The organism is uncultured Brachyspira sp., assembly GCF_934747485.1.
Classification (GTDB): domain Bacteria; phylum Spirochaetota; class Brachyspiria; order Brachyspirales; family Brachyspiraceae; genus Brachyspira.
This window is the reverse complement of sequence record NZ_CAKVGN010000089.1, coordinates 1-10,185: the sequence shown is the minus strand read 5'-3', so window position 1 is coordinate 10,185 and position 10,185 is coordinate 1. Positions and strand designations below refer to the sequence as shown.

The window sequence follows — 10,185 nt, the reverse complement described above, 5'->3', positions numbered from 1 at the left end:
GCTATTTATATTATAAGGAATACCTACTTTATTTTAACTAAAAAACGTGCAATATCTATGGCTCCTAAACAAATTTTAATATAAAGAATGCTTGCTTTTTTATACAAAAAATATACAATAATTCATATTTAAAATGAAGTTATGATTATTTTTACTTATTTTTTTAATAAAAAATCATGTTTTAATAATTTATACACCATATTGGAGTAAAATATTATGAGAAAAGTAATTGATTTTAATACTAATTGGAAATTTATAGAAAGCTGGAATGATGATATAAAAAACAGCATTATAAAATCAACAACTATAACTTTGCCCCATACTGTAAAAGAAATACCTCTCCACTATTTTAATGAAGAAGATACTTGGCTTGTTACAGGATATCAAAATGTGTTTAATTATAGTAAAAATGATTTTTTAAACAAAAGAATTCTAATTAACTTTGAAGGTGTAATGGCTGCTGCAGAAGTGTTTGTTAATGGCAAAAGTTTTGGAGAACATAAGGGAGGATATTTGCCTTTTGTTCATGATATTACAGATTCTTTAATTGACGGAGATAATATTATAGCAGTTAAAGTTGACAGCACTGAAAGAAATGATATTCCTCCATTTGGAAATGAAATAGATTATTTATGTTACGGCGGTATATATAGAGAAGTACAGATTATTGTAGTTGATGAAGTTTCTATAGAGAATGTTATGGTGATAGGAGATGCTAAACAAAACATCAATGGAAAAATTAGAATAAGAAACAGCAAAAAAGAAAACATTAAAGAAGTTTTATCTATTAATCTTTATAATAGAGAATATAATGTATTTGAGATAAAAAAAGAAATTACTTTAAAAAAAGATGAATTATTTACTGATATAAACATCAAAGAATATATTAACAGTGATAGAATAGAGCTTTGGAATATTAATAATCCTAGACTTTATAGATTAGAGGCTTCACTTTCTAATGAAGATTCTGTTTCTGTAAATATTGGCTTTAGAGATGTTGAGTTTAGGGTAGATGGCTTCTTTTTGAATGGCGAGAGAATAAAATTAAGAGGATTAAATAGGCATCAAAGTTTTCCTTATGTTGGTTATGCTATGCCTGAGAGAATGCAGAAAAAAGATGCTGATATATTAAAATTTGATTTAGGACTTAATATAGTTCGTTCATCTCATTATCCTGCTTCAAGACATTTTTTAAATAGATGCGATGAAATAGGCTTAATGGTTTTTGAAGAGATACCCGGCTGGCAGCATATAGGAGATAAAGAGTGGCAGAAAGTTGCTATAGAAAATGTTAAAGATATGATAGAGAGAGATTTTCATCATGCTTCTATTATCATATGGGGTGTGAGAATCAATGAAAGTCAGGATAATCATAATTTCTATAAAGAAACTAACAAAGTTGCTCATAAATTAGATAAAACAAGACAAACAGGCGGTGTTAGATATATAATGGGAAGTGAGCTTTTAGAAGATGTATACACTATGAATGACTTTAATTGCGATGGTGTTCATGACCCTATAAGAGCTCAAAAGTTTGTAACAAAATTAGATAAAAATGTACCTTATATGATAACAGAATATAATGGTCATATGTTCCCTACGAAGATGCAGGATTCTGAGGAGCGTTTAATAGAGCATGCTAAGAGACATTTTGATGTTATTAATGCTGTTGCTATAGATGAGCATATATCTGGTTCTACTGGCTGGTGTGCTTTTGATTATCATACGCATTATGATTTTGGTTCGGGAGATAGAATATGTTATCATGGCGTTTGTGATATGTTTAGAAACAAAAAATTTGCTGCAAATGTGTATTCTTCACAGATGAGCAATAAAAATGGTGTTGTATTAGAACCTATTACTGTATATGCAAGAGGAGAGAGGTCTATTGGAGGAATATCTCCTTTAATGATTGCTACAAATTGCGATTATGTAGAACTTTACTATAAAAATATATTGTTAGTAAAAGAGTATCCTGCTTCTGGAAGATATCAAGGTTTAAAACATCCTCCTGTTATTATGCAAATAGAAAGCAATATTCCTGGTGTTAGTGCTATGAATTGGGAAGATGCTAAAGTGGTTGGATATATTGACGGCAATGCTGTAATAGAGAAACATTTCTTAAAAAATCCTACTTTCAAAGAATTGGAAGTAATTGCTGATGATAAAGAAATTAATGCTGTAAATAATGGTTCTGCTTGGGACGCTACAAGAATAACAGTAAAAGCTGTTGATGCTATAGGAAATAGACTTCCATACATTAATGAAGCTATAAAAATAGATGTTAAAGGCTCCGGACAATTAATAGGTAATGATAACCCTGTACTTGAAGGCGGATATTACTCTTTCTGGGTAAAATCCAACAACAAAAAGGGCTCTATAACAGTAACTGTTGCAAACAGCAGAGTAAAAACTAAAACTATAGAAATTAAAGTAAAATAATAGTATATTTTTAATAATACATTTATTTTTTGTAAAATATAGATGTTATCAACTTTTTTGATGCATTTACGCTAAAGTTTTTTCGGTTGGTTAATATAAAGTGCTATCTTTGGTTGTGCCTAAAGGATTCTTTTAGGTTGCAAAATAAGTAGATGTTTGTATACTAATAGCCTAAAACAATAAAAATATAAAAACTGAAATAAAATGCAAAATTTTTTACTATAAAGCCAAATATCTTTTAATGCTTTTTGGAGTATTGTTATGACTTTAAATTTTACTAAAATGCATGGCATAGGAAATGATTATATATATATAGATTGTTTTAAAGAGAGTTTTACTGTTGAAGATGCTAAAAAATATTCTCCAATTTTAAGTCATAGGCATTATTCTATTGGTGCTGATGGTATTGTTTTAATAATGCCGAGCAATATAGCAGATGTAACTATGAGAATGTTTAATTATGATGGTTCTGAATCTGAAATGTGCGGAAATGGTATAAGGTGTGTGGCAAAATATGCTTATGATAATGGCATATCAAAAAATAACCCAATGAAAATAGAGACATTAAGGGGAGTGCTTGAGGCTAATTTATTTATAAATAATGATAAGGTTGATAGTGTTGAAATTAATATGGACTCTCCTATACTTGAAGGCTTAAAAATACCAACTACTATAGATAAAACTCCAATTATAGATGAGCCTATTAATTTTAATGGAAAAACTTATTATTTTACTTGTGTATCTATGGGTAATCCTCATTGTGTTATATTTGTAGATGATGTTAAAAATATGAAAATTGATGATATTGGAAGCTTTATAGAAAATAATTCAATATTTCCAAACAGAACAAATGTAGAGTTTGTGCAGGTTATTAATAGAGGTGAGGTTATACAGAGAACTTGGGAGAGGGGAAGTGCTGAGACTTTAGCATGCGGTACGGGTGCTTCTGCTGTTTGTGTGGCTGGATTTATAAGCAAAAGAACTGATAATATTATACTCAATCACCTATTGGGCGGCGATTTGATATTAACTTATAAAGATAACACAGTATTTATGAAAGGTGAAGCAAGATATGCATACAGAGGATATGTAGAATTATAATATTTTTATCTTAAATTATCTTTAAATAGCTCCTTTAATCTGTTCCTGCATCCTCCGCAAGCTGTGCCTGCTTTTGTCTTTTTTACTATATCTCTTAATGTTTTTAATCCGTATTCTTTTTTTAATGTTTCTATCTCTTCAATTGATAATTCTTTACATTTACATATATATTTGTTGTATTCTTTTATCATTACACAGCTCTTATATTTATTATGATTTATTAACTATTCTAATCAAAAAAACAAAAAATATAAAAAAATGTTAAAAAACCTCAAAATGGGTATTGAAAAAAAAGTATATATAGTATATAAAACTACTATAGTAATATACAGTATATTACTATACATTAGTTTGGGAGACTTCTTATGAATAAACCGCCAATAAGAAAGTATAAAAATTATAACAAAAAACTTGTAAAAATAATACTCGATAATATTGATGATGATGATTATTTTTACAATAAAAAAGTTAATTGGGAGGATTGGGTTATAATGAGGGTAGATGTTGATAATGCTGTAAAGGAGCTTAATTTTGATACATCTATTGAATATTCAGCTATGCTATTAGAAGATATTTTATATGTATTAAAGGAGTATTAATAATGTGTAATTTATGTCCTAAATATAATACTTGTGTAAAATTATGCGATGAGATGTTAAAGAAGATTAGATACGGCAAGAGGGAGTTTAAGAAGAATAGAGATTATAGCAGGGAAGTGGTATTAACAGATAAGGATTTAGAGAATATACTTTATACAAATAGTTTAAGTTATGTAGAATATGAGAGGCTTTCAAATTTGGTTGTGGCAATACTTTCACCAAAGCAAAAGGAATTATTAAAATTATTTTCAGAGGGAAAAAGTCAGGTGGAATTAGCTAAGATTTTTAATGTGAGTCAATCATCTATATCACAGAGTTTGCAGGCTATAAAGAAGGAGATATCGAATCAATTTAAGATGGTTATAAATTGTTAGAGGTATAATAAGTTTTTAAGATAATAAATTTTAAGATAATAAAAAAGGGTAATACTAAAAATAGTATCACCCTTTTTATTTTTAAGCTATTAGGCTATTATTATTGTAATAATCTAAGAGCACCTTGCGGTAACTGATTAGCCTGAGCAAGCATAGACAAGTTAGCTTGGTTAAGAATTTGATCTTTAGCAAGTTTAACTGAAGCTTCAGCCATATCTGTATCACGAATTCTGCTTTCAGAAGCCTGCATATTTTCAAAGCCAACCATTAAGCCTTGAGCAGTCATTTCTAATCTGTTCTGATAAGCACCCAAGTCAGCTCTTTGTTTTAATACTTTAAGAAGAGCTTCATCAACCATACCTATAACACTGTTAGCTTTAGAAGGGTTAGAAACACTAATGAAAGTAGCAGTAGTAGCAGGTCCAACTGGATTTTTAAGTCCAAGAGCTTGGCTATTCATAGTACCAATATAAACACGTTTTCTTTCGTCCATATTAGCACCGATGTGTAACCACATAGAAGCTGTAGGAGTATTTTCTCCTGTAGATCTAGCAAATCTTCCAGTCAACATATTAAGTTTGTTGAATTGAGCTTGTGAAGCAACTCTGTCGATTTCATCTACTAATTGAGAAACTTCGATTTGTACATAAAGTCTGTCTTCATCAGTGTAGATACCGTTAGCTGCTTGTATAGCTAATTCACGAATTCTTTGAAGGATATTAGTAGTTTCTTCTAAGTAACCTTCAGTAGTTTGAATGAAAGATATACCGTCTTGAGTGTTTCTTTCAGCTTGACGTAAACCGCGGATTTGTGTTCTCATTTTTTCAGATACTGCTAATCCGCTAGCATCATCTCCAGCTTGGTTGATTCTCATACCGCTAGATATTTGAGCTGCGTCTTTTCTTAAATCTACTTGGCGGAATTTAAGAGTTCTTTGTGCATTTATTGCACTAATATTATTATTGATAACCATATGGTTCCTCCGTGAAAATTGTGTATTAGTCCGTCCTTGAACTAGTATATATTATCGGTTTATACAAATTAATTATTAATTTTTTTTCTTGGCTTTAGATATTTTTTTTTATTTTTTATGCAATTTTTAGGAAAATGTTATGTTTATTATGTATTTATAAACTTTTCTTTGTGTTTTTTACTCTATAAACATATATTTATTGATATTTCTTTATTTTTAAATATACTATCTATAAGTATTATATAACTTTATTTTTTTGTTTAAAAATTTATAAATTTAGGACTCATAATGTTTACAAATAAAGAAAAAATTGAATTTTTTCAATGCTGTAGAAGAGGGCGATATTGAGCAAATAAAATATTTATTGAATAAAAATAATTATATAAATATAAATGTATTTGGAATAGCAAAAATATTAATTGAAAATAATAAAAATGATATTGAAAAAAAAGCTATTGAAATTGATTTTAAAAATAAAGAAGGATACACTCCTTTAATGATTGCCTCTTATAAAGGAAATACTGACATGGTAAAACTTTTATTGGAGTATAATGCTTCTGTAGATATAACTAACAATTATAATTATACTGCTTTGATATATGCATGTATTTATCGCAATTTAGATGTTGTTAAAATTCTTCTTGAACATAAAGCTGATATGTATATAGAGACTAAATTAGAAAAAAATTATTTAACAGCATTGATGATAGCTTGCAGTCAAAATTATACTGAAATAGTGAGAATATTACTTGAAAATGGCTATGACCATAATTATAAAAATCAAAGAGGCGAAACAGCGTTTATATATTATATTTCTATAGAAAACAACCCTAGTATAGAAATAATAAAATTATTATTAGAATATGGTGCAGATATAAATGTTCAAAATAGCAAAGGCTCTACGGCATTGATGCTTGCTTCTTACGATGAAGAAAAAAAAGATTTTATGAGGATTTTATTAGAAAACGGTGCTGATACGGAATTAACAAATAATTATAATGGGAATACCGCCTTGCTTAATGCATGCGAAAGAAGAAATATTGAAGGAGTTAAACTTCTTCTTGAATATAATGCTAATATAAATGTGCAAGATGAATTTAAAAAAACTCCTTTAATATTAGCCTGTGATGCTGATTCTTATAATATGGTAAAAATATTATTAGAGCATAATGCCGACATAAATTTATCAGACCATAGAAAAGAAACTCCTTTAATGTATGCCGTAGAAGAAAGAAATAGAGATATTGTTGAACTTCTTCTTAAATATAAACCTGATTTAACATTAAAAAATGAATCTTCAAAAACTGCATTAGATATTGCATACAGCAGAAATAATTATGTAAAAGAAATAGCAGATTTAATAAAAGAATCATCATCAAGAGAAATACAATTTTTATATGCTGCTGCTGAAAATAATATTGATAAAGTTTTAAAATATATTGCTGAAGGAATTGATATTAATAATACAATAGATGAATCAGATGATTCAATAGGTTCTAATGCTTTGCTTTTAGCTTCACAGTTTCATCATAAAGAAATAATAAAAATATTATTAGAGCATAATGCTGATGTTAATTTTAGAAATTATTTAAATAAAACGGCTTTAGAGTATGTTGCTAATAATGATGATAATTTTGATATAGCTTTAGAGTTTATAAAAAGGGGAGCTGATGTAAATGCTGTAGATAATGAAAATGCTACTGCTTTAATGTATGCTGCTTCCCGCAATGCTAAAAAAATATTAAATTTATTAATAGAGCATAATGCTGATATTAATATTCAAGCTAAATCAGGCTACACTGCTTTAATTCTTGCTGCTCTTAATAATCATCTTGATATAGTAAAAATTTTAATAGAAAATAAAGCCGATGTATTTGCAAGAGATGGTTATGGAAGAAGATGTTCATATTATGCAGATGAAAATTGGAATGATGAGATGTGTAAAATTTTTAGAAAGTATCATGATGATGAATATAAAAAAAGTGTTCAATTTATTTTTGATGTTTTATATTCCAAAACTGATGAAATAAATAAATATATATCTGAAGGCGGAGATGTTAATTTTCAAGATGATGTCGGACTTACAGCTTTAACTGTTGTAGAAAAGATAGAGATTGCAAAGATATTATTAAATAATAATGCAGATATTAATAAAAAAGGAAGAGACGGATATACTCCATTAATGATGGCTGTAAGGAGAGATAATATAAATCTTATAGAGTTTTTTATAGAAAATAATGCTAATCTTAATATGTTTGATCCAGAAGGAAATACTGCATTAATTATAGCTGCTAAAAATCACAAAAATGATATATTTGAGCTTTTATTAAAAAACGGAGCAGACCCATCTATAAATAATGAAGATTTAGAATTCTATATAGAGTTTGAAGATGAAATGAAAAATATATTAGAAAAATACAGCAAATAGTTTTTTATAGTAGTTAAAAATTATTTTGTAAATATGTAATTTAATTATATCTCACTAAATTACATAGTCTGGCGTTTTATAAAATAATTTTTTTTAAAAAAAATTTATTTAGCTTTTGACTTTATTTCTAATAACAGTTATTATCTAAGCCTAACGGTTTTAATTTTATATAGGGGTTTATTTATGAAAAATTTATTAATGGTGAAATTTATAGCACCTTTTATAATATTTTTATTACTATTATTTTTAGCAATTTTTATTATTTATAAACCTATATATAGAGAACGATTTTTAAATGAAAGGTATTTAAAATTATTAGAAGCAAAAACAAGAACCGAAAGTTATGTTGATGAATTAAAAAACACCATATACGTTATGGGGGCATATTTAGAGTCTAATTCTAATTTGGTCGAATTGGGAAATTTTTTAACTAATGTTCAAAAACTTGATTCAGGTTATTTAAATATTTATTTCGGAGATACTGTTCCTTATTCTCAGGGCGGAATTTTTATAAATTCATTAGAAGATTTTCCAGCAACATACGACCAAACTTCAAGAGATTGGTATAGAGCCTCTATTACAACTAATGATATAATGATAAGTAATCCTTATATTGATTATGTATCTAAAAACCTTACTGTAACATTTTCAAAAGCAGTTTATACTAATAACTCTTTAAAAGGCGTATGTGCTGTAGATTTTGATAATATAAACGGCATAGCAGAAAGCTTAAAAAAGAATTTTAAAGAAGAGGTTTATATTGTTTCTGAGAATGGTATTTTTATGACTCATACAAATGATAATTATATATTAAATGAAACAAATAATTTATTTACTTATAAGACTTTTGCTAATTTTAAGGGTAATTTATCATCACATATTGGGGACTTGGATATAATAAAAGATGAGTGGTATTCTATTCAAAGAGTAGATAATGCTCCTTGGCTATTGGTATTTAAAGGAAGTGCTAAGCCGTTTTATTCACAGTTTAATTTTTTAATGCTTTCTTTATTTTTGTGTGTGATTATTCTTATAGTTTTAGAATGTTTATTAGTTGCAAAAATAGTTATTCCTTTATCTAATAATTTATATAGGGCTATTGATATAATGAAGCTTATGAAAAGCGGCAGATTTGATAATAAATTCGATAAAAAGGATTTGGCGAGAAAAGATGTGGCAGGTATTTTAACAAATTCTATTAATGATATGCAAAATATAATTTATGAGATACTTTCTAAATTAAAAACTAATATATCTCTTATCAATACTTCTTCTGAAAAAATATCAGGAGGCATTGATGATTTATCAAATAGAAGTTCAGCTCAGGCTGCTGCTGTTGAGGAGATGACAAGCTCTATAGAAAATTTATTCTCGGCTATATCAAACACTTCAAAAAGCTCATTTGAAGCTAAGAATATGAGTTCTAAGGTTACAGAGTCTACTAAAAACGGTGTTAATGCTGTCAATGAAATATCTCATAATATGATGGAGATTTCTGAGTCCAGCAAAGAAATTTCTAATATTACAAAACTAATACAGTCAATAGCATTTCAGACAAATATATTAGCACTTAATGCGGCAGTTGAAGCGGCACGTGCTGGAGAGCAGGGAAGGGGATTTGCGGTTGTTGCTTCTGAGATTAGAGCATTGGCACAAAATGTTAATGAGGCGGCGGGTAATATTACTAACATTATAGATAAAACTGTTTCTAAAATAGAAATTGGAGATAAATCGGTTCAATCGTCTTTAGAGATACTTTTAGAAATAGAAAAGTCGGCCAAAGATGTTTCGGATATATTAGTTACTATATATGAAGCAGCTTCTGAAGAGGAGGATAGTGTAAAACAAATTAATGTTGCTATGAATGAATTAAATGAGATTACTCAGGAGAATTCAGAGTTGGCAAATCAAAGTGCTATTTTAGGAAAAGAGGTTGTAGATAGTGCTAATAATTTGTCATCAGAATTAGAATATTTTAAAGTTAATACAGATAATTGATAATATTTAAAATTATTGTTATATAAAATAAAGGACTTGCATATTTACAAGCCCTTTATTTATTTTTAATTTTCCCCAAAATGGAATCCTACACTAATTAATGCCCCAATAGAATGATGCTTGCTTATATTTCTTGAAGCAAATAGTTTCGATACATCATTTTTATTAAAAAACATATATTCGTAAAAAAGATGGGGCTGACCCAGATAACTAAAAAAGCTCCTTTTTTGCTAAATTATATATAATTTCCAATTGTTTTTCAACTTTAGG

General features: G+C 27.9%; 7 protein-coding genes and 1 pseudogene. 6 read left to right on the top strand and 2 right to left on the bottom strand.

Annotated features, from left to right (window positions below; genetic code table 11):
- Positions 1–216: 216 nt before the first annotated feature.
- Together Q0H31_RS12115 and dapF are read left to right on the top strand one after the other, a co-directional pair.
- On the top strand, positions 217–2,442 hold the full coding sequence (locus Q0H31_RS12115) for a glycoside hydrolase family 2 protein (protein ID WP_295298542.1): 2,226 nt from the start codon (positions 217–219) through the stop codon (positions 2,440–2,442).
- Positions 2,443–2,703: 261 nt separating this feature from the next.
- The gene (gene dapF / locus Q0H31_RS12110; RefSeq protein ID WP_295298541.1) at positions 2,704–3,543 is read left to right on the top strand and encodes a diaminopimelate epimerase; all 840 of its coding nucleotides are present in this window, start codon (positions 2,704–2,706) and stop codon (positions 3,541–3,543) included.
- A 5-nt stretch (positions 3,544–3,548) separates the two neighbouring features.
- Here dapF and Q0H31_RS12105 read toward each other — a convergent pair whose 3' ends face one another.
- Positions 3,549–3,734, bottom strand: coding sequence for a (2Fe-2S)-binding protein (locus Q0H31_RS12105; RefSeq protein ID WP_295298539.1), 186 nt, complete (start codon positions 3,732–3,734; stop codon positions 3,549–3,551).
- Between the two features lie 174 nt (positions 3,735–3,908).
- Between Q0H31_RS12105 and Q0H31_RS12100 the strand changes: the two genes are divergently transcribed.
- Positions 3,909–4,142, top strand: coding sequence for a hypothetical protein (locus tag Q0H31_RS12100; RefSeq protein ID WP_295298537.1), 234 nt, complete (start codon positions 3,909–3,911; stop codon positions 4,140–4,142).
- A 2-nt stretch (positions 4,143–4,144) separates the two neighbouring features.
- On the top strand, positions 4,145–4,516 hold the full coding sequence (locus tag Q0H31_RS12095) for an ArsR family transcriptional regulator (RefSeq protein ID WP_295298536.1): 372 nt from the start codon (positions 4,145–4,147) through the stop codon (positions 4,514–4,516).
- A 100-nt stretch (positions 4,517–4,616) separates the two neighbouring features.
- On the opposite strand, the gene Q0H31_RS12090 is transcribed toward Q0H31_RS12095, so the two are convergent.
- On the bottom strand, positions 4,617–5,489 hold the full coding sequence (locus tag Q0H31_RS12090; protein ID WP_295298534.1) for a flagellin: 873 nt from the start codon (positions 5,487–5,489) through the stop codon (positions 4,617–4,619).
- Between the two features lie 288 nt (positions 5,490–5,777).
- Between Q0H31_RS12090 and Q0H31_RS12085 the strand changes: the two are divergent.
- Positions 5,778–7,917: pseudogene (locus Q0H31_RS12085) on the top strand (ankyrin repeat domain-containing protein).
- A 183-nt stretch (positions 7,918–8,100) separates the two neighbouring features.
- Positions 8,101–9,915: a methyl-accepting chemotaxis protein gene (locus Q0H31_RS12080; RefSeq protein ID WP_295298532.1), complete on the top strand. Its 1,815-nt coding sequence runs from the start codon at positions 8,101–8,103 to the stop codon at positions 9,913–9,915.
- Positions 9,916–10,185: the final 270 nt, after the last annotated feature.

Excerpts from the sequence above, each read along its gene's own strand:
- Q0H31_RS12100 (WP_295298537.1), top strand. The coding sequence starts at position 3,909 with ATGAATAAACCGCCAATAAGAAAGTATAAAAATTATAACAAAAAACTT.
- Q0H31_RS12105 (WP_295298539.1), bottom strand. The coding sequence starts at position 3,734 with ATGATAAAAGAATACAACAAATATATATGTAAATGTAAAGAATTATCA.
- Q0H31_RS12095 (WP_295298536.1), top strand. The coding sequence starts at position 4,145 with ATGTGTAATTTATGTCCTAAATATAATACTTGTGTAAAATTATGCGAT.
- Q0H31_RS12080 (WP_295298532.1), top strand. The coding sequence starts at position 8,101 with ATGAAAAATTTATTAATGGTGAAATTTATAGCACCTTTTATAATATTT.
- Q0H31_RS12115 (WP_295298542.1), top strand. The coding sequence starts at position 217 with ATGAGAAAAGTAATTGATTTTAATACTAATTGGAAATTTATAGAAAGC.
- dapF (WP_295298541.1), top strand. The coding sequence starts at position 2,704 with ATGACTTTAAATTTTACTAAAATGCATGGCATAGGAAATGATTATATA.
- Q0H31_RS12090 (WP_295298534.1), bottom strand. The coding sequence starts at position 5,489 with ATGGTTATCAATAATAATATTAGTGCAATAAATGCACAAAGAACTCTT.